The organism is Salinicola lusitanus (assembly GCF_003206045.1).
In the GTDB taxonomy this organism is placed as follows: domain Bacteria; phylum Pseudomonadota; class Gammaproteobacteria; order Pseudomonadales; family Halomonadaceae; genus Salinicola; species Salinicola lusitanus.
The window spans coordinates 347528-366795 of the sequence record NZ_PZJM01000003.1 but is presented as its reverse complement, the minus strand read 5'-3'; the positions used below and the strand labels follow the sequence as shown (position 1 = coordinate 366795).

The 19268-nt window shown below is 67.1% G+C and carries 18 protein-coding genes; 6 read left to right on the top strand and 12 right to left on the bottom strand.

The genetic code is table 11. The annotated features are described in order from the left end of the window. Positions 1-249 precede the first annotated feature (249 nt). The 9 genes from DOM45_RS05405 to def form a co-directional block, all read right to left on the bottom strand. Positions 250-1464, bottom strand: coding sequence for a TraB/GumN family protein (locus DOM45_RS05405; protein ID WP_110598499.1), 1215 nt, complete (start codon positions 1462-1464; stop codon positions 250-252). Between the two features lie 124 nt (positions 1465-1588). Next, positions 1589-2830, bottom strand: a complete 1242-nt coding sequence (gene sstT / locus DOM45_RS05400; protein WP_110598498.1) for a serine/threonine transporter SstT — start codon at positions 2828-2830, stop codon at positions 1589-1591. A gap of 194 nt (positions 2831-3024) precedes the next feature. Next, entirely contained in the window at positions 3025-4473 is a 1449-nt protein-coding gene (locus tag DOM45_RS05395) for a TrkH family potassium uptake protein (RefSeq protein ID WP_110598497.1), read from the bottom strand. Between the two features lie 52 nt (positions 4474-4525). After that, positions 4526-5899: a Trk system potassium transporter TrkA gene (gene trkA / locus DOM45_RS05390; protein ID WP_110598496.1), complete on the bottom strand. Its 1374-nt coding sequence runs from the start codon at positions 5897-5899 to the stop codon at positions 4526-4528. A 166-nt stretch (positions 5900-6065) separates the two neighbouring features. Further along, positions 6066-6272: a dodecin gene (locus DOM45_RS05385; protein ID WP_110598495.1), complete on the bottom strand. Its 207-nt coding sequence runs from the start codon at positions 6270-6272 to the stop codon at positions 6066-6068. 104 nt (positions 6273-6376) lie between these two features. After that, complete coding sequence (gene pncA / locus DOM45_RS05380) at positions 6377-7102, bottom strand: bifunctional nicotinamidase/pyrazinamidase (RefSeq protein ID WP_240612294.1); 726 nt, start codon at positions 7100-7102, stop codon at positions 6377-6379. Between the two features lie 155 nt (positions 7103-7257). Next, entirely contained in the window at positions 7258-8586 is a 1329-nt protein-coding gene (gene rsmB / locus DOM45_RS05375; protein ID WP_110598494.1) for a 16S rRNA (cytosine(967)-C(5))-methyltransferase RsmB, read from the bottom strand. Beyond that, positions 8583-9581 carry a methionyl-tRNA formyltransferase gene (gene fmt / locus DOM45_RS05370; RefSeq protein ID WP_110598493.1) on the bottom strand — a complete coding sequence of 333 codons (999 nt, stop codon included), beginning with the start codon at positions 9579-9581 and terminating at the stop codon, positions 8583-8585. The genes rsmB and fmt overlap by 4 nt, the downstream gene beginning before the upstream one ends. A 114-nt stretch (positions 9582-9695) precedes the next feature. Then, positions 9696-10202 carry a peptide deformylase gene (gene def / locus DOM45_RS05365; protein ID WP_110598492.1) on the bottom strand — a complete coding sequence of 169 codons (507 nt, stop codon included), beginning with the start codon at positions 10200-10202 and terminating at the stop codon, positions 9696-9698. A gap of 190 nt (positions 10203-10392) precedes the next feature. On the opposite strand from def, the gene DOM45_RS05360 reads away from it, so the two are divergent. Beyond that, entirely contained in the window at positions 10393-11574 is a 1182-nt protein-coding gene (locus DOM45_RS05360) for a LysM peptidoglycan-binding domain-containing protein (RefSeq protein WP_157958351.1), read from the top strand. A gap of 49 nt (positions 11575-11623) precedes the next feature. Beyond that, complete coding sequence (gene dprA / locus DOM45_RS05355; RefSeq protein ID WP_240612293.1) at positions 11624-12832, top strand: DNA-processing protein DprA; 1209 nt, start codon at positions 11624-11626, stop codon at positions 12830-12832. Between the two features lie 31 nt (positions 12833-12863). Here dprA and DOM45_RS05350 read toward each other — a convergent pair whose 3' ends face one another. After that, positions 12864-13700, bottom strand: coding sequence for a 5'-nucleotidase, lipoprotein e(P4) family (locus tag DOM45_RS05350; protein ID WP_110598490.1), 837 nt, complete (start codon positions 13698-13700; stop codon positions 12864-12866). Between the two features lie 253 nt (positions 13701-13953). On the opposite strand from DOM45_RS05350, the gene tsaC reads away from it, so the two are divergent. From tsaC to aroE, 3 genes are all read left to right on the top strand, one after another. Next, positions 13954-14505, top strand: coding sequence for an L-threonylcarbamoyladenylate synthase type 1 TsaC (gene tsaC / locus DOM45_RS05345; protein WP_110598489.1), 552 nt, complete (start codon positions 13954-13956; stop codon positions 14503-14505). Positions 14506-14580: 75 nt separating this feature from the next. Next, on the top strand, positions 14581-15513 hold the full coding sequence (gene hemF, locus DOM45_RS05340; protein ID WP_110598488.1) for an oxygen-dependent coproporphyrinogen oxidase: 933 nt from the start codon (positions 14581-14583) through the stop codon (positions 15511-15513). Further along, on the top strand, positions 15510-16322 hold the full coding sequence (gene aroE / locus DOM45_RS05335) for a shikimate dehydrogenase (protein ID WP_110598487.1): 813 nt from the start codon (positions 15510-15512) through the stop codon (positions 16320-16322). Before hemF ends, aroE begins: the two co-directional genes overlap by 4 nt. Positions 16323-16638: 316 nt before the next feature. Here the strand turns inward: aroE and DOM45_RS05330 are convergent, their stop codons facing one another. Both DOM45_RS05330 and DOM45_RS05325 read right to left on the bottom strand, forming a co-directional pair. Continuing rightward, complete coding sequence (locus DOM45_RS05330; protein ID WP_110598486.1) at positions 16639-17445, bottom strand: M48 family metallopeptidase; 807 nt, start codon at positions 17443-17445, stop codon at positions 16639-16641. A 76-nt stretch (positions 17446-17521) separates the two neighbouring features. Continuing rightward, positions 17522-18139: a hypothetical protein gene (locus DOM45_RS05325; RefSeq protein ID WP_110598485.1), complete on the bottom strand. Its 618-nt coding sequence runs from the start codon at positions 18137-18139 to the stop codon at positions 17522-17524. Between the two features lie 247 nt (positions 18140-18386). Here DOM45_RS05325 and DOM45_RS05320 point away from each other — a divergent pair, with 247 nt between their 5' ends. Further along, positions 18387-19259: an ATP-binding protein gene (locus DOM45_RS05320; RefSeq protein WP_110598484.1), complete on the top strand. Its 873-nt coding sequence runs from the start codon at positions 18387-18389 to the stop codon at positions 19257-19259. Positions 19260-19268: the final 9 nt, after the last annotated feature.

The following is a 19268-nucleotide window of genomic DNA, read 5'->3' as shown; positions in this document are numbered from 1 at the left end:
CCGCGCCCGGCCCCGCTATCAGCGGTCTCGGCGGTACCCGGAGCAGAAAATGGTGGTGATCGGACGGCTTTCAAGAGGGGGAGCGAGAAAGGAGGGGAGTGCGCGAAAGCGGTTATGGGCGCATGCCCGGGGAGACGCCATTTCGGCCCAGCGTGAGAGACTTTCCGCTTTGCTGGCCAACATCCCCGCGGCTGAATGCCCCCCGCCGGCGCGTGCTCGGCTCGCGAAGGGCGAGCCGAGCACCCCGGCCTAGCCCAGCAGTTGCCCGGCGATGCGCAGGCCGGCGACCCAGGTGGCGATGGCGGAACCCAGGCTCGAGAGCAGGAAGACCAGTAGGGTGCGGGCGACGCGGTTGCGCCACCAGCCGCGCCAGTGGCTGACATCGCTGCGCAGGCGCGAGAAGTCGCCGACGGTGGGGCGGCGCAGGTAGAGTTCGACCCCGGCGGTGACGAAGCCGACGCCGATGGTCGGGTTGAGCGAGGTGAGCGGGGCGCCGACGAAGGCGGCGGCGATCGTCAGCGGATGACCCAGGGCGATCAGCGCTCCCAGTGCCGAGAAGCTGCCGTTGATCAGCACCCATTCGCCCACTAGCGACCAGCCGAAGGCGGTATCGCGGCTGAAACCGATGGCGAAGCCGGTCAGCACCAGGGCGACGATCACCCACGGGATCGCTTTCCACCAGCGCGCGCGGGGCGCGGTCGACTCCAGATTGGCGCGCTCCTGGATCACGCTGTCCAGCTCGGGCGGATGCTGGTTCAGGGTCTCGAGGTGGGCCTTCATGCCCTTGAGGTGGCCGGCGCCGATCACTACCAGCACGCGCTGGGTCCCGCCCTCCGGCAGTTCTTCCACCAGCCTGAGCGCCATGTAGCGGTCACGCTCGGTGATCAGGGGTTCGTACAAGGTCTGGGACTGCTCGGCGAATTCGGCGAAGGTGGACTCGAGCACGTCGCCCTGCTTGAGCTTCTCGATCTCCTCGCTGGAGACCTTCTGCCGCGACAGCACGCTGCCGAGCAGACCGGATATCAGGCTGAAGCGCTTGTACCACGGCACGTTCTGGTAGATGCGCTTGAGGGTGACGCCGATCTCGCGATCGATCAGATAGAGCGGCAGGCCGGCCCGTTGGGTCTCCTTGACCGCCGTGCGCATCTCCGCACCGGGTTCGATCCCCGACTGCTCCGCCACCCGTTGCTGGAAGGCGCCGAGCGCGAGGCTGGCGGCAACCATGCCGGCCTTGCCCTGCTTGAGAACCTGGAACAGGTCGAGCTTGGCCATGGCGTTGGGCTGGACCAGGCTCTGATGACGCGAGGTGCAAAGCTCGATCGCGACGGCATCGAACTCGCCGGAGCGAATCAGCTCGCGCACCTCGTCGGCGCTGGCCTGGGAAACGTGGGCAGTGCCCAGCAGGGTCAAGTGGTGGGCGGCGAGATCCACGATCTCGCGAGGTCCGGCGGCGTTGTCGGGCATCAAGGGGGCAATCCAAGGCTTGGGAAAGAGAGTTGCCCCATATTGCACGTCATGTCGCCGATTCCAAGCCGTTGACAGCGAAAAACGTCGGTCGCGGTCAACGGCGGCCCTGCTCGACGGTCGATCACTCGCCGGCAAGGCGCTCCTGGGCACGCGGTGAACGGCACGCGGCGGCGGTGAACAGCACGTCGGTGGAGGAGTTGAGTGCGGTTTCGGTGGAGTCCTGGATCACGCTGATGACGAAGCCGATCGCTACCACCTGCATGGCGACGTCCGCCGAGATCCCGAACAGGCTGGCCGCCATCGGTATCAGCAGCAGCGAGCCGCCGGCGACGCCGGAGACGCCGCAGGCCGCCAGCGCCGAAACGACGCAGAGCAGCAGCGCGGTGGCGAAATCCACGTCGATTCCCAGGGTGTTGGCGGCCGCCAGTGTCATCACCGTGATGGTGACCGCGGCGCCTGACATGTTGATCGTGGCGCCCAGCGGGATCGAGACGGAGTAGGTGTCGGCGTGCAGGTCGAGGCGCTTGCACAACTCCATGTTGACCGGAATGTTGGCCGCGCTGCTGCGGGTGAAGAAGGCGGTGATGGCGCTGCCGCGCAGGCAGGTGAAGACCAGCGGGTAGGGGTTCTGGCGGGTGTAGAGGAACACGATCAGCGGATTGCTCACCAGTGCCACGAAGGCCATGCAGCCCAGCAGTACCGCGAGCAGCTGGGCGTAGTCGGCCAGCGCGCTCATGCCGGTGGAGGCGAAGGTGTTGGCGACCAGCCCGAAGATGCCCAGCGGGGCGAGCCGGATCACCCAGCGGACCAGGCCGGAAACCGCATCCGAGAGATCGGCCAGTGACCGCCGCGTGGTGTCGCTGGCGCGACGCAGCAGCAGGCCGAGCCCGACGGCCCAGGCCAGGATGCCGATGAAGTTGGCATCGGTCAGGGCGTGGATGGGATTGTCCACCGCGCTCATGGCCAGGTTGCGCAGGATCTCGGCGACGCCGGTCGGCGGCGTGCCATCGGCCCGCGGGGCGTCGATGATCAGCGAGGTCGGGAACAGGAAGCTCGCCGCCACCGCGATCAGCGCGGCAGCCAGCGTGCCGGTCAGGTAGAGCATCAGGACGCCGCGCACCTGGGTCGGCTGGCCACGCTGGTGGCTGGCGATGGCCGCCATCACCAGTACGAAGACCAGCACCGGGGCGACGGCCTTGAGCGCGCCGATGAACAGGTCGCCGAAGATGGCCACCGATGGCGCGATCGACGGCGCCAGGGTGGCGAGGAGCAGGCCGGCCGCGATCCCGATCAGGATCTGGGGAATGAGCCCGATACGGGGCAGAAGCGAGGACGCGGTGCGGGTGTCGGAACTGGCGGACATGACTCTCTCTTGGGTAGCCGAGGTGGCGGCGTGGCCGCGAAGGGCGGCATTCTACCACCGCTCTCCCGGTCGAACTCGTCGAAAATCCTGTCGCTGGCTCAACCTTTAGTGTCATTCACCGATGATTGGCCGAGCGGATGGTAAAAAAGTGATTTGCCTTGGGTAAGCGAGAGAGATTGTTCGCGAATGACCGGTCAGCGTCGCCAGAATGCCGGGGTGAACAGCACCAGGATGGTGAAGATCTCCAGTCTTCCCAGCATCATCGCCAGCACCAGGATCCACTTGGCGGCGCTGGGAATGTCGCCGTAGTCGGTCGAGACATCACCCAGTCCCGGGCCCAGGTTGTTGAGCGCCGAGCCGATCGCCGACCACGCCGTCACCTGATCGAGGCCGGTGGCCAGCAGCGCCAGCAGCATCACCACGAACAGCATCATGTAGACGGAGAAGAAGCCCCAGACGGCTTCGGCGACACCCTCGGAGATGCGCATCTTGCCGACCTTTACGGCAAACACGGCGTTGGGATGGATCAGCCGGTGAATCTCGCGGATGCCCTGCTTCAGAACCAGCAGAATGCGGATCACCTTCATGCCGCCCCCCGCCGACCCGGAGCAGGCGCCGACGAAGGCCGCCATGAACAGCATGATCGGCAGCACCCCCGGCCACAGGGTGAAATCGGCCACGCTGAAGCCGGATGTCGTCGCCACCGAAACGGCTTCGAACAGCCCGTGTCGAATGCCGGTGGCGTCATGATAGGTACCGGTGGCGAACAGGGTGATGACGGTGATCGCGATCAGGATGCCGAGAAACGTGACGAAGAACCGGAACTCCGGGTCGCGGATGTACTGCAGCAGGCGCCGTTCCCGCCATACCGCGAAGTGCAGACCGAAACTGACCGAGGAGACGATCATGAAGAAGACGCAGATCATCTCGATGGTGGCACTATCGAAGTGCGAGATGCTGGCGTCGTAGGTGGAGAACCCGCCGACGGCCACGGTGGCGAAGCTGTGGCCGATGGCGTCGAACCAGTTCATGCCCGCTAGCCAGTAGGCCAGCGCGCAGACGACGGTCAGGATCACGTAGATGTACCACAGTGCCTTGGCCGTCTCGGTGATCCGCGGGGTCAGCTTGGAGTCCTTCAGCGGGCCGGGGATCTCGGTCCGATAGAGCTGCATGCCGCCGATGCCCAGTGTCGGCAGAATCGCTACCGCGAGTACCACGATCCCCATCCCGCCCAGCCACTGCAGCTGCTGGCGGTAGAAGCGGATCGAGGCGGGCAGGTGATCGATGCCGCTGAGCACGGTGGCGCCGGTGGTCGTGAGTCCGGAGAAGGATTCGAACACGGCGTCGGTGAACGACATCGACGGCGCATCGGAGACCATGAACGGGATCGTGCCGAACAGCCCGAGCACGCTCCAGAACAGCACGGTGATGATGAAGCCGTCACGGGTACGCAGTTCGCGCTTGGCACGCCGGTTGGGCCAGTAGAGCAGCGCGCCGGTGATGACCGAGATCGCCATGCCGGCGCCGAAGGCGTGCCAGTTGCCGTCGTGGAAGATTCGCGCGATCACCATCGGCGGCACCATGGTCAGGCTGAACAGCATCAGCAGCAGGCCGACGATGCGGAGAATGACCAGTAGGCTCACGCGGCGTCCCCCACCGGTCGGGACGGGCAGGCGGTGTCGGATGAATGGACCATCAGAAGAAAGTCAGGCCGACCTGGAACAGCCGCTCGACGTCACGGATACGTCGCTTGTCGATCACGAACAGGATCAGGTGATCGCCGCTCTCGATCATGACATCGTCGTGGGCGATCAGCACTTCCTTGCCGCGCACGATGGCGCCGATGCTGGTGCCGCTGGGCAGGTCGACCTCGCCGATGGTGCGCCCGACCACCCGGGAGGAGCGCTTGTCGCCGTGAGCGATCGCCTCGATCGCTTCGGCGGCGCCGCGGCGCAGCGAGTGGACGTTGACGATATCGCCACGACGAACGTGGGTGAGCAGGCTGCCGATGGTGGTCTGCTGGGGAGAGATCGCGATGTCGATCTCGCCGCCCTGAACCAGGTCCACGTAAGCGGCATTGTTGATCAGGGTGAGTACCTTCTTGGCACCCAGACGCTTGGCCAGCATCGACGACATGATGTTGACCTCGTCGTCGTTGGTGAGCGCGCAGTAGATATCGCAGTCTTCGATGTTCTCCTCGAGCATCAGCCGCTTGCTAGTGGCGCTGCCGTGGAGCACCACGGTGCGGTCGAGCTTCTCGGAGAGCGCGCCGCAGCGGTTGAGGTCATGTTCGATGATCTTGACCTGATGCTTGTGCTCCAGCGTCTCCGCTAGGCGCTCGCCGATGTTGCCGCCGCCGGCAATCAGCACGCGCCGGAAGTCGCGGTCGACCTTGCGTAGCTCCCCCATCACGGTGCGGATATCGCGCCGTGCGGCAATGAAGAACACTTCGTCGTCGGCCTCGATGACGGTGTCACCGGTGGGGATGATCGGCCGGTCGCGACGGTAGATCGCCGCCACGCGAGTATCGATATTGGGCATGTGGCGGCGCAGGAAGCCGAGTTCCTGGCCCACCAGCGGGCCGCCGTAGTAGGCCTTGACCGCCACCAGTTGGGCCAGGCCGCCGGCGAAATCGAGCACCTGCAGCGCCCCGGGGTACTCGATCAACCGGCGGATGTGATCGGTGACCACCTGCTCGGGGCTGATCAGCACGTCCACCGGGATGGCGTCGTTGGAGAACAGGCTCTTGCGCGTCAGGTAGGCGGTGGACCGCACGCGACCGATCTTGGTCGGCGTGCGAAACAGCGTGTGCGCCACCTGACAGGCGACCATGTTGATCTCGTCGGAGCTGGTCACCGCGATCAGCATGTCGGCGTCTTCACCGCCGGCCTGACGCAGAATGTTGGGGTAGGACGCGGTACCGATCACCGTGCGGATGTCGAGCCGATTCTGCAGCTCTCGCAGCCGCTCCTCGTTGATATCCACCACCGTGATGTCGTTCTCTTCATTGGCCAGATGTTCTGCCAACGTACCGCCGACCTGACCGGCACCCAGAATAATAATTTTCATGCCAAACCATCACGGAAATACAGCGTACCGCCTGCCAGTTTACCCAGCCCCGGAGGATCGGAGTGCAACCCGCCCGGCACCGAAATCAGCGCGTAGCATAACGAGCCGGGCCACCGATTGACAGGACCGCGGACGAGATCCCGCCCGCGATCATAGGCCGCGCCGATCAATCCAGCGAGACGCCGACCTTGATGGTCACCTGCCAGTGGGCCAGCTTGTCATCCTCGAGATGGCCGCGCGTCTCGGTGACCTCGAACCAGCGCATGCCGTGCAGCGTCTTGCTGGCTTTCTGCAGCGCGTTCTGGACGGCATCCTCGATGCTGGTGGGAGAAGAACCGGTCAGTTCGATCTGCTTGTAGACGTGGTCGCTCATGAGACAGCTCCTTGGTTGAGAAGGCCCCGGCGATCGCCACCGGTGGCCGGAAGCCCCTGGAATCCATGGGGCATCGGGAAATTTCCTCGGGTCCTGGCAATGGCTCAGGCGTCGACGACGGTGATGCCCAGGGTCGAGAGCCGTTGCCGGGTGTCGTCGTCGGTTTCGAAAGTGACGGGACGCGTCAGCGGCCAGAGAAAATGGGTGTTGAAGCCCGCCGCCACCGCGTCCTCGGCGGTCCACAGCACGCAGACGTCCCGGGCCAGGCCGCAGAGATAGACGTCGGTGACGCGGCGGTCGCGAAGCCAGCCGGCCAGCCCGGTGGCGGGGCGATGACCGTCGGGGCCGACGTTGTTGCGAAACGCGCTGTAGGAGTCGATGCCGGGATCGGTTCCCTTGCGGATGATCGCATCGCAGCACGACCAGTCGATGGCCGGATGCAGCGCCGCGCCTTCGGTGCGCTGAATGCAGTGATCCGGCCATAGCGTCTGGGAGTGGCCGTAGAGCTCGATCGCCTCGAACGGCTGGTGCGGTGGATGGCTGGACGCGAACGAGACGTGCCTGGTCGGATGCCAGTCCTGGGTTGCCACCACGTGGGCGAAGGCGTGCTGGGACAGCAGCCACTCCAGTCCCAGCAGGATCTGGTCGCCCTCGGCGCAGGCCAGCGCGCCACCGGGCATGAAGTCCGGCTGGACGTCGACGACGATCAGGGCGCTGTGAGGGGAGACGCCTCCGAGCGCCAGCCCGGCCGGCTGCGTCTCGGTGATCGGCGTCTCGCTGGTCTGCGTCTCGCTGGTCTGCGTAGTATCGATGACCTCGTTGTCAGGCACGACGGGTGCTTCCCGAGTGGCGGATTCGTCCTCAGTATCGAAGGCGGGCGAGGATGTCGCAAGTGCGCCACCCCCCGACGCAGCGTGGTGCAGATCGGGGCATCGCACTGCCCCGCCGGCGTGGCGGTCGAGGCGAGTGGGCGGCGGAGGGGCGGTCAGGCGCGCTTGCGCAGCCGGGCGTAGAAGAAGCCGTCGTGGCCGGCCGGGGTGGGCAGCAGCTGCCGGCCGTGGCCGCTTGGCCGGCCCCAGTCGAGCTCGCGGGGCATGTCGGCGTCGGCCTCCGGCGTGCGTGCCAGGAAGGCGTCGATCTGGGCTTCGTTTTCCGCCGGCAGCACCGAGCAGGTGGCGTAGAGCAGGACACCGCCCGGCGCGAGTTTGCTCCAAAGCGTATCCAGCAGGCGCGATTGCAGCGCCGCCAGTTCGGCGATGTCGCTGTGGCGACGGGTCAGCTTGATATCCGGATGGCGCCGAATCACGCCGGTACCCGAGCAGGGGGCGTCGAGCAGGATCGCGTCGAACGGCTGGCCGTCCCACCAGTCGCTATCCGCCTCTGCGCGGCTGGCATCGGCGGTATGAAGGCGGGCTTCCAGCCCCAGTCGCTGCAGCGTCGACGAGACCCGCTTCAGGCGGGCCGGGTCGACGTCCAGTGCAGTGAGCTCGGTGTCGAAACGTTCCAGCAGGTGAGCGCTCTTGCCGCCCGGAGCGCTGCAGGCATCGAGAACCCGCCTGGTGGCGTCGCCTGCCAGTGCCGGTGCCAGCAGGTCGGCGCACAGCTGGGCCGATTCGTCCTGGACGCTGACGTCGCCGTCGGCGAAGCCGGGCAGTTGGGACACGTCGCAGGCGGTGGTCAGTCGGACGCCATCGGCGGCGAATTCGCAGGGTACTGCGTCGAGCCCAGCCGTCTCGAGCCGCTTCAGGTAAGCCTCGCGAGTGACGCGACGCCGGTTGACGCGCAGCGTCATCGGCCCCGCGTCGTTGTTGGCCGCGCAGATCGCACGCCAGTCGTCGGGCCAGGCGTCGCGAAACTCCAGCAGCAGCCAGGCGGGATGCCACAGGGCGACCGGCGCGTCCTTGTCCACCTTCGCCTGCAGGGCCACCGACTCGCGCTGGAACCGGCGCAGGCAGCCGTTGAGCACCTTCGTCGCCCACGCCTTGCCGAGCGCGCGCGCGGCGCCCGCCGTCTCGCTGACGGCGGCATGAGGCGGTACCCGCATGTGGAGAAGCTGGTACAGCCCGATCAGCAGCAGTGCCTGAATGTCGGTGTCGCGCTGCTTCATGGGCTGACGCAGCAACTGGCCGGCCAGGGCATCGAGGCGGGGATGGGCGCGGCAGACACCGTAGCAGAGTGCCTTGACGAAGCCTCGGTCGCGCTCCTTGATCACGCTGGCGGCGAGGTCGGCATCGAGACCGGAGAGCGACCCCTTGCCGTCGAGTACCGGTACCAGCAGTCGCGCGGCAAAGGCGCGGGTATCGCCAGGATTCATCGGTCGGCTTCCTTGGGCTGGCCCAGGCGCTGGCCGGGGCTGAGACGAGGGTGGTTGGCGTTGAGCAGATCGCGGGCCGCGAGTGGCTTGCCGCCCGGCATCTGCAATCGGGTCACGCGCAGCACGTCGCGGCCGTCGACGCCGCAGGCGATGCGCAGTGCCTCGCCGTCCGGCGCCAGCAGGGTTCCAGGCTCGGCATCTCCCTCGCCGGGTCCGGTATCCGGCACGGCGAACCATAGCCGCAACGGCTCGCCGTCGAGCCGGGTCCAGGCCACGGGCCACGGATTGAAGGCGCGAATCCGGCGGGACAGTGCCGCCGCCGGCTGGCGGAAATCGAGCTCCGCTTCCGGCTTCGAGAGCTTGCTGGCGTAGGTGACGCCGGTCGCCGGTTGCGGCGTGGGGCTCAGGCTGCCCTCGGCCAGCGCGTCGACGCCCTCGACCAGTGTCCGGCCGCCGAGCTCGGCAAGGCGGTCATGAAGATCGCCACCGGTGGTGGCGTCATCGATGGGCGTGCGTTCGATCAGCAGCATGTCGCCGGTGTCGAGACCGGCATCCATCTGCATCAGGGTGATACCGCTCTCGCTGTCGCCGGCCTCGATGGCGCGCTGGATCGGCGCCGCGCCGCGCCAGCGCGGCAGCAACGAGGCGTGCACGTTGAGGCAGCCGAGCCGGGGCGTGTCGAGTACCGCCTGGGGTAGCAGCAGACCGTAGGCGACGACGATCATCACGTCCGCCTCGAACTCGGCCAGCCGCCGCTGGGCCGCCTCGTCCTTGAGACTGAGCGGCTGTTCCACCGGCAGATCGTGTTGCTCGGCGAGACGCTTGACCGGGCTGGGCGTGAGCTTGCGGCCGCGCCCGGCGGGGCGATCCGGCTGGGTATAGACGCCAACCACCCGATGGCGGGAGGCGAGCAGCGCTTTCAGGCTCTCGGCGGCGAAGTCGGGCGTGCCGGCGAAGACGATCCGCAGCGACTGCCCTTCAACACGGTGACGCATTCGATAGGTTCCCGATGAGTGATGCTTGAAGATGAACGATGCCCGCGAATGACGAAGGCCGGCGTCGCGGGGACGGCCGGCCTTTGCAAGTCCGGGGAGCGGTCAGGCAGGCGATCAGGCTTCCTGCTTCTGGCGCTTCTGCATCTTCTTGAGAATGCGGTCGCGCTTGAGCGGCGACAGGTAGTCGACGAACAGGACGCCTTCCAGGTGATCGCACTCATGCTGGATGCAGTGGGCCAGCAGGCCGTCGGCGTCCAGTTCGTAGGCGTTGCCGTCGCGATCGGTCGCCTTGAGATGAACGCGCAGCGCCCGCGGCACTTCGGCGTAGTAGTCGGGGATCGACAGGCAGCCTTCCTGCAGCGGCTCGCGCTCGTCGTCCAGCGGCTCGTAGCTCGGGTTGATCAGCACCAGCGGATCGTTGCGGTCGTCGCTGACGTCCATGACGATCACGCGCTGGTGAACGTCGATCTGCGTCGCTGCCAGGCCGATGCCGGAGGCGTCGTACATCGTTGCCAGCATGTCGTCGACCAGGGTGCGGATCTCGTCGTCGACGTGATCCACCGGGGTGGCCTTGGTGCGAAGGCGCGGATCGGGGTACTGGAGAATGGTTCTGATGGCCATAGTCGTTTTGCGTGCCTATCGGCATGAGTGACGTGATCTCCCTATTGTAGATCGCCAGCGCTGGCGGGGAAACCGCCGTGCCGGTTCGGGGGGCAGGGGGCGATCGCGGGGCGCCGAATCCTCAAGTCCGGCGGGGTGGCGCCGATCTATGCAGCAATACCTCGAGGTAATCACCGGTGGGACGACGATAATGATCAGTCTGGAGGGGCCGAGGCCGCACCGCTGCCGTGCCATGATGTGGCGCTGGCTGCTGGTCGGCGGCCTTGGCGTGATGGCGGCGTTTTCGAACCCGGTATGGGCGTTGTCACTCAAGGCGGACGCGCCCGCCCACTATACGGTGCGCGAGGGCGACACGCTGTGGGGCATCGCCTCGCGATTTCTCGACTCGCCGTGGCAGTGGCAGGCGCTGTGGCGGCACAACCCGCAGATCGCCTCGCCGCAGAAACTCTATCCGGGCGATGTGCTCAGCCTCGATGCCGGCGCGGCCGGTGCGCCCCGGCTGTCGCTGGAGCGCGGGCGCGGCCAGACGGTTCGGCTCTCGCCCGGTGTCCGCCGGGCGCCGACACGGGATGCCGTGCCGGGACTGCCGCTGGATCGCATCAAGGTCTTCCTCGATGCCTATCAGATCGTCGATCCCGCCATTCTCGAGGATGCACCGACGGTCGTTGCCGGACAGTCGCAGCGGCTGCTGAGTGGTGCCGGTGACAGGCTGTATGCCCATGGCGCTCTGCCGGCTGCAGGTGCGACGCTGGGGGTCTATCGTCCCGGTACCGACTACCGGATTCCACGCTCGACCGGCGCGCCCCGGCAGGCAGCACGGCAACCGGATGTCGGAACGACGCCGGGTCAGGAGGACCTCGCCGGGACGCTGCGCGGGCTGGAGCTGCGCCGGCTCGGACACGTGAAAGTGATTCGAAACGTGGAAGATGTCGGTGAACTGGAGGTGCTGGACGCCGTTCAGGAGATCCGCAGTGGCGACTATCTGCTGGCGCTGACCGAGGGCGGCATCGCGACTCGGTTCGAGCCTCGAGCACCGGACACGCCGGTGGAGGCGACGATTCTGTCCGTTCCGGCCGGGGTGCGTTTCATCGGTCGCTACGACGTGGTGGCGATCGACCGTGGCAGTGCGGACGGACTCGAGGCCGGCCATGTGCTGCAGGCGATGCGTCAGGGCGAACGCGTGCACGACGATAGCCGCGATACCTGGGTGACGCTGCCGGACACCGAGGCGGGCGCGGTGATGGTCTTTCGCGTCTTCGATCACTTGAGCTACGCCCTGGTCATGCGGGCGTCCCAGCCGCTGGCGGTGGGCGACCGCCTCGTCGTGCCGCGCGATCTTCGCGAGGCGGTGGCCATGGGAGGAGCGCCTTGAGCGCGGTGCCGCTGACAACGGCGTGGCGTCACACCGGCAGGTGCCGGCAGTGAGCCCGACGCTGCGCGACTGGTTGGCGTTGAGCGCGCTGCCCGGCCTGGGCCCGGTTCGTCTGGCACCGCTGCTGCGTCGCTGGCGCGAGGGAGGCGACATGGCGTGGCCGCAGGGGTGGCTGGCGGCACTGCCCGCCAATCTGGCCCAGCCGCTGCGGCTGTGGCTGGAGCACCCCTCGCGTAGCCCGCTGACACCGGCGGTCGACGCGGCGCTCGAGTGGGAGCGCGCCGATTCGCGGCGGCATCTGCTCCATCCGGGGCATCCGGCCTGGCCCGAACTGCTGACCCAGTTGCCGGATCCGCCGACGGTGCTCTGGGCCAAGGGCGAGCTCTCGATACTGTCGCAGCCCGCCATCGCGATGGTCGGCACTCGGCGACCCACGCGGGAGGGGCAGGACAATGCGGTGCGGTTCGCCCGGGAACTGGTCGCCAGGGGATTCTGTATCGTCAGCGGCATGGCGCTGGGTATCGACGGCGCCGCACAGCGGGCGGCACTGGAGGCCGGCGGCGCAACCATCGGCGTGCTCGGCTGTGGAGTGGATGTGGTCTATCCGCCACGCCATGCCGCGCTCTTCCGGGAACTGTGGGAAGGCGAGGGGCTGCTGATCTCCGAACATCCGCCGGAGACGCGGGCCCATCCGCGTTTCTTTCCTCGCCGCAACCGGCTGATCACGGGGCTGTCCCAAGGCGTACTGGTCGTGGAGGCCGCGGAGAAGAGCGGCTCGCTGGTGAGCGCGCGGCTGGCGCTGGAGCAGAACCGGGAGGTGTTCGCGATACCGGGCTCGATCCACAACCCCCAGTCCGAAGGCTGCCTGCGCCTGATTCGTCAGGGCGAGGCTGCGCTGGTGCGTCACATAGAGGATATCGTGGGCGATCTCTCGCCCTGGCAGGTGCCGGTGTCTGCCCCCGATGCCGCCATCCCGACCGCGCATACGATGGATTCGCCGGGCCGACCGCCACGCCAGCGTCCGGCTGGGCCCAGGCCGGCGACGAACGCCCGCCCGGCGCCGCCGAACGGAGCGGCGGCGACCGAGATGCCGACATCGCCGCTGCTGGCTGCACTCAGCGATGCGCCGACGCCTGTGGATCTGCTGGTCGACCTGACCGGGCTGTCCGTCGCCGACGTCCAGTTGGGGCTGCTCGAACTCGAACTCGATGGCTGGGTCGCCCAGACCACGGGCGGCTGGGTCAGAAGAGGGCGTTGACGCCCGCCACACTCGCCGCCCGGGCAACGCTTCAGCGGGTCGGCCCGCCCCACGCCTCGAGGTGGTTGCGGCGGGCACGGGATTTCTGCTCGTCGCTCAGGCTCCAGTCCCCGCCGTAGATCGCTTCCTCCCACGCGCCGTAGGCCGGATTGGGCAGCACGATGTAGCGGCTGCCGAAAGCGTCGGCCTGGGCGTTGGCGGCGGCACGTCGCGCCGCGGCGCTCTCGCGGTCGAATCCCTGGGAGAAGTCGCCCAGATTGTCACCCATCAGCAGCACGACCCAGTGCGACTGCGCGACGCGCTGGCGCCTGGACGTCTTGTCGCTCGAGTCGGTACGCGGCAGGAAATGCTCGTGGTCGGCGTCGGGGAACCCGACCTGACGCAGGTTGCGCAGCGTCGCCTCCGTCTCGTCGTCGCGGCGGTTGGTGACGTAGAAGACCTCTACCCCCCGCGAGGCGGCATAATCGAGAAAGGACCTCGCTCCCGGCATCGGTGCCGCGCTGGCCCGCTCCACCCACTGGTGCCAGCTATCGCTGGCGTAATTCTCGTCATTGGCGATCAGCCACGCCTCGTAGGGGCTGTTGTCGAGCACCGTCTCGTCGACGTCGACGATGATCGCCGGCGGGCGCTGCGTCTGGCTGCCGGCGGCGGCCAGCGCGCGATCCAGGTTCATGCGGGCGAGATTGAAGGCCTGGTGGCTCAGCGCAGCGTACTCGCCGGAGGATTGCATCCAGGCCGTCGCCATCACCAGCTCGTCAGCGAGAGAGGCCTGCGGGGCGGGCGGTTGGGCCGGCTGCTGGGCGCAGGCGGCGAGACCGCCGGTCAGCGCCAGTGAGAGCAGTATCGGGGGCAGCGGTGAGCGAGGCATTGGCGGTTCCTTGATTGTCCGGTCCGATGGAGAAGTACCCGATTTCTCAATATGGCCGCCGACGCGGGCATTCGCCACCTCGAGCGCGCCTGGGTGCGACGTTGGCGCACGGCCCGGCGGCTTGTCGGCGTGTTAGAATTCGGGCCATGGGCAGCGGCTCGACTGTCGTGGAACCGGCAGTCGGGCTTTGGTGAAAGCCAGGCCCGGATGCTAGTGGAAGAGAGACCCAGGTTTTCGTGGAAGAGAGACCCAGATGCGTCAAGATTTCTCGGCTGCCGTCTCCTCCCTTCGGCAGGGGGGAATCATCGCCTATCCGACCGAAGGGGTATGGGGGCTCGGCTGCGACCCGGACGACGATCGGGCGCTGGCATCGCTGATCGCGCTCAAGGGGCGCGCCAGCGAAAAGGGCCTGATCCTGATCGCCGGTGACATCCGGCAGCTTTCTGAGTGGCTCGAGGGCATCGACGAGCGAGCCCGCCAACGCCTTCTCGAGACCTGGCCAGGGCCCCATACCTGGCTGATACCCGATAACGGGCGGGCCAGACCGCTGCTGCGTGGGGAGCATTCCACGCTGGCGGTTCGGGTCAGCGACCATCCGCTGGTGCAGGAGTTGTGCGCCGCCTGGGGTGGACCCCTGGTGTCGACATCGGCCAATCGTGCCGGTGAAGCGCCGGCGATGAGCGCCGATGAGGTGCGTGAAACATTCGGCGAGGCGTTGGGCGCGATCGTCGATGGACCACTCGGTGGACGCGACCGGCCCAGCACCATCCGCGATCTGACGACCGGGCGGCTGCTGCGCGCCTGAAAGGGCCGAATCGCAGGCAGCCGCCGTGCCGATACGCCCCGAATCCCTATTCTCCGGACCGAAGGAAAGACGACCGTGGCACATCCCCATCTCGAAAGCGTCAAGGACTATCTGCTCACGCTGCAGGATTCACTTTGCGACTCGCTGGCCGCGCTCGACGGTGGCGGGCGATTCCGCGAGGAGAGCTGGGAGCGTACCGAAGGGGGCGGCGGGCGTTCGCGGGTGATCGAGGAGGGCGCGCTGTTCGAGAAGGGCGGCGTCAACTTCTCGCATGTCCACGGTGAAAAACTGCCGCCCTCGGCGAGTGTCGCGCGTCCGGAGCTGGCGGGGCGCAGCTTCCACGCGGTGGGGGTTTCGTGGGTACTGCACCCGCGCAATCCGCACGTGCCGACCGTGCACGGCAACGTGCGATTCTTCATCGCCGACAAGGCGGGCGAAGAACCGGTATGGTGGTTCGGCGGCGGTTACGACCTGACCCCTTACTACCCCAGTCTCGAGGACACGAAACACTGGCACCGGGTCGCTGCCAAGGCCTGCGAGCCGTTCGGCGAGTCGGTGTACCCGCGCTTCAAGACTTGGTGCGACGAGTACTTCACGCTCAAGCATCGCGACGAGACCCGGGGGGTCGGCGGACTGTTCTTCGATGACCTCAACGAATGGCCGTTCGAGACCTGCTTTGCTTTCCAGCGGTCAGTGGGAGACAGCTTCCTGGAAGCGTTCGTGCCGATCGCCGAACGCCGTCGCGAGACACCGTTCGGGGAGCGGGAGCGGGAGTTCCAGTCCTACCGTCGGGGCCGTTACGTCGAGTTCAATCTGGTCTGGGACCGGGGCACCCTGTTCGGTTTGCAGAGCGGCGGGCGGACCGAGTCGATCCTGATGTCGATGCCGCCGCTGGCGCGCTGGCAATACCAGTGGGCGCCGCAGCCGGGCTCCGAGGAAGCGCGTCTGCTCGCTTATCTACAGCCCCGCGACTGGCTGAATACCACCGAGGAACCGTTACCCCAATGACCGACCGCTATGCCGTTTTCGGCCACCCCATTGGCCACTCGAAATCGCCACGCATTCACGCCGCCTTCGCCGAGCAGACCGGCCAGAAGCTGTGTTACGACGCTATCGAGGCTCCCGTGAACGGATTCGCGGGGGCCTGGCGGGCGTTCGTCGATGCCGGCGGCCGCGGGGGCAACGTGACCGTGCCGTTCAAGCAGGAGGCCTTTGCGTTGGCCGAGGTGCTGTCGCCGAGAGCCCAGCTTGCCGGTGCGGTGAATACGCTGCTGATAGGCGAGGATGGGCGATTGCACGGCGATACCACCGACGGTGTCGGCCTGGTCCGCGACCTGAACGCCCACGCGGCGCCGCTCACCGGTGCGCGGGTCCTGCTGCTCGGCGCGGGAGGGGCCTCGCGCGGGGTGATCGAACCGCTGCTGGAGGCCGGGATCGCGATGTTGACGGTGGCCAACCGCACCGTGTCGAAGGCCGAGGCGCTGGCGGCGCTGTTTGTCGACAAGGGTGATGTCGTCGGCTGCGGTTTCGATCGCGTCGAGGGTCCGTTCGATCTGGTGGTCAATGCGACCAGCGCCAGTCTTGCCGGCGATCTGCCACCATTGCCGGATCACCTTTTCGCGGCGGATGGCCTGGCCTACGACATGATGTACGCCGCCGAGCCGACGGTCTTCCTGCGCTGGGCCGCCGAGCGGGGCGCGCGGTCGGTGGATGGGCTCGGCATGCTGATCGAGCAGGCCGCCGAGTCCTTCTGGCTGTGGCGTCGGGTGCGCCCGGACACCGCGCCGTTGCGGGAGCTATTGAGGCGGGAGTTGTAGTTTGGGCTCTGGCGAGGCAACGAATTCGAGCAGGATCAGCTTACCACTGGCCGAGTCTCAACGATGCTTTGGCTCATGAATGCGAGGGGCAAGCCCCTCGCGCTCCCCTGTTTGACGCCTCAGACGACGAAAACCCGAACGCCACTCTCCCGTGCGCGGGTCGGCGCGAAAGGGCGTCCCTTTCCAACGCGCCGCTTGCGCCATCCATGACGCAAGACTCGGCACGGGTGACTGTCGTCCAGCGTCGTCTGGAAGGCGTCATTGGGTGGAGACCCCGAGCGTATTGGCTCTTGCCGGGAGACCGAACGCGAGAGGATCAAGCTTTGCAGTTGGGTCGCTTGCCGTTGGCCTTGGCCCGTTCGTAGCGCGACTGGGCCTCGCTGAGGCGATTGTGCAGGCCTTCCATCCGCTGCGAGTTGCTGGGGTGGGTGGACATCCAGGCCGGCGGCTCGCCCTGGCTGTTGGCCGACATGTTCTGCCACAGCTGAATGCTGGCGCTGGGGTCGAACCCGGCATCGGCCATCAGGTCCAGCCCTACCAGGTCGGCTTCCGACTCCTGCTGGCGCGAGAATGGCAGAATCACGCCGTATTGCGCACCCGCCCCCAGCAGCCCCATCACCTGCTCGCCACCCGCGCCTTGCAGGCCTGCCACCGTCTGCAGTACGGAGAGCCCGCTCTGCGTCGCTGCCTGGGTGGAAACGCGCTCGTTGGCGTGATGCGCCAGCACATGACCGACCTCGTGGCCGATGACCGCAGCCAACTGGTCCTGGTTGGTGGCGACGTCGAGCAGCCCGGTGTTGACACCGATATAGCCGCCCGGCAGGGCGAAGGCGTTGGCGGTGTCGTCCTTGAACAGCTTGACCTCCCACTCGGAGATACCGGCACTGGCGGGGACCTCGGCGGTGATCGCTTTCGCCACGCACTGCACGTAGTTGGCCTGGGCGCCACTGACCGTGGGCAGCTCCTGCTGGTACTGGGCGAAGCTCTGCTGGCCCATCTGCGCCAGCTCGTCATCGGAGTAGAAGGCCAACTGGTTGCGGCCCATCGGCGAGGTGCTGCAGGCGCTCAGCAGGACGGCGAGGCCGAGGGCGCCAATCAGCCGGGGGGAAGGTCTTCCTGACATGATGGTCTCCGAAACTCTCTGGTCATAAGTTGTTGGGGGTGCCGATTGGCCCAAGATACCCGGCCTGGCAGGGCGGTCAAGCCGACGGGTCTTGCTGGCCGCCGTCGGCGGGTTCACCGATGTCCAGGGTCAGGGTCGGCGCCGTGACGATGCCGTCGAGCGCGGCCGGCAGTGTGGGCGTCAGCGTCAGTTGGCTGCCTGTCGGCAGCTCGCCGGCGCGACTCAACCGTCGGGCGAGCGAGAGCAGGGACGACACGCGATCGGCCCTGGACGATAGTGCGTCGAGGCCTTCCGGCTCCAGCGAAACCGGCAGTGTGACGGTCTCGGGCTCGCCGCCGGTCAGCGAAATCGGCTCGGTGACTTCGCCGGCGGCGGGTTCCGCGCCGGGCACCTGGAGCTGCCAGTCGAAGCCCTGCAGCGTGACCGACGGCGTCCCCGCCGGCAGCACCATCGCCAGCGGCAGATCGACGTTCACCGGCAGGCCGGCCAGCGCCAGCCCCGAACTCAGCAGCGTCAATTCGTCGATGCCTTCCAGACCGGGCGAGAAGTGGTAGTTGCCGATGCGCACGTTCTCGACGCCCATCGACGACAGCGCGATTCGTCCCAGCATGAAGCCGACCTGGGGGAGCGCCAGGCAGCCGGTGAGCGAAGTCACCAGGATCGATGCGGCGAGCCAGCGGAAGCGAAACGCCATCGTCACTCCTTGAAATGAGCCATGGGAAACGTCTGGGTGAGCGGCGGTGCCGAATCGGTACTCCCAGGCCGAAAATGCGGGTCGACCGAGGGCCGCGACTGGACCCGAGGGGCCAGCCGGCACAAGATACTCCGTTTCCGGCAGCCTGCAATCCTCCGGGAAGATCGATTTCCATCGTTACTTTCCCCCACTCTTAGAGCCCGTTGCCGGAATCGTCTGACCCTGTTCGTTTCAAGGAGAGTCGAGGATGGATGGTGATTTGGCGCTACGTCTGAGCCGTTTACTGGATCGTGTCGAGGGATGGCTGCCCGAGCAGCCGCCTGCCATCGACTGGGCGCGTGATGTCGCGGCCCTGTGGCAATCCCACCCGCTCGGCGGACAGCTGGTCGCGGTATCGCCGCGTGATAGCGTCCGGCTGGAGGATCTGATCGGGGTCGAGCGCCAGAAGCGCGCCTTGCTGGAGAACACCCGAGCGTTTCTCCAAGGCTACCCCGCCAACCATGCCTTGCTGTGGGGCGCGCGGGGCAGCGGCAAGTCGTCGATGGTGCGCGCCCTGCTCAATACGCTGTCCGGCGAGGGGCTCCGCCTGATCCAGGTCGATCGTCACGATCTGGTCGCGCTGCCGATCCTGGTGCAGCGGTTGCGGGATCGGTCGGAACGATTCGTCGTCTACTGCGACGATCTGTCGTTCGAGGGCAGCGACGATGCCTATAAGGCGTTGAAGAGCGTGCTCGATGGCACGCTGACCGGGCCGCCGGAGAATGTGCTGCTCTATGCCACGTCGAATCGTCGTCACCTGTTGCCGGAGTCGATGGCCGACAATCAGGAGACGCACCTGGTCGATGGCGAGTTGCACCATGGCGATGCCGTGGAGGAAAAAATCTCGCTGTCGGATCGTTTCGGCCTGTGGCTGGCGTTTCACCCGTTCGACCAGCAATCCTACCTCGAGGCATGCCGCCATTGGGTCGCCCATCTGGGAGGAGACGGTGCCTGGAGCGAGGCGGCCCGTGCCGACGCGGTGCGCTATGCCACGCTGCGCGGCGTGCGCAGCGGTCGTGCCGCGTGGCAATTCGCCTGCCAGTGGGTCGGTTCGCAATCCATTCAACGGCCAACGGCGTAAGCGAATGCG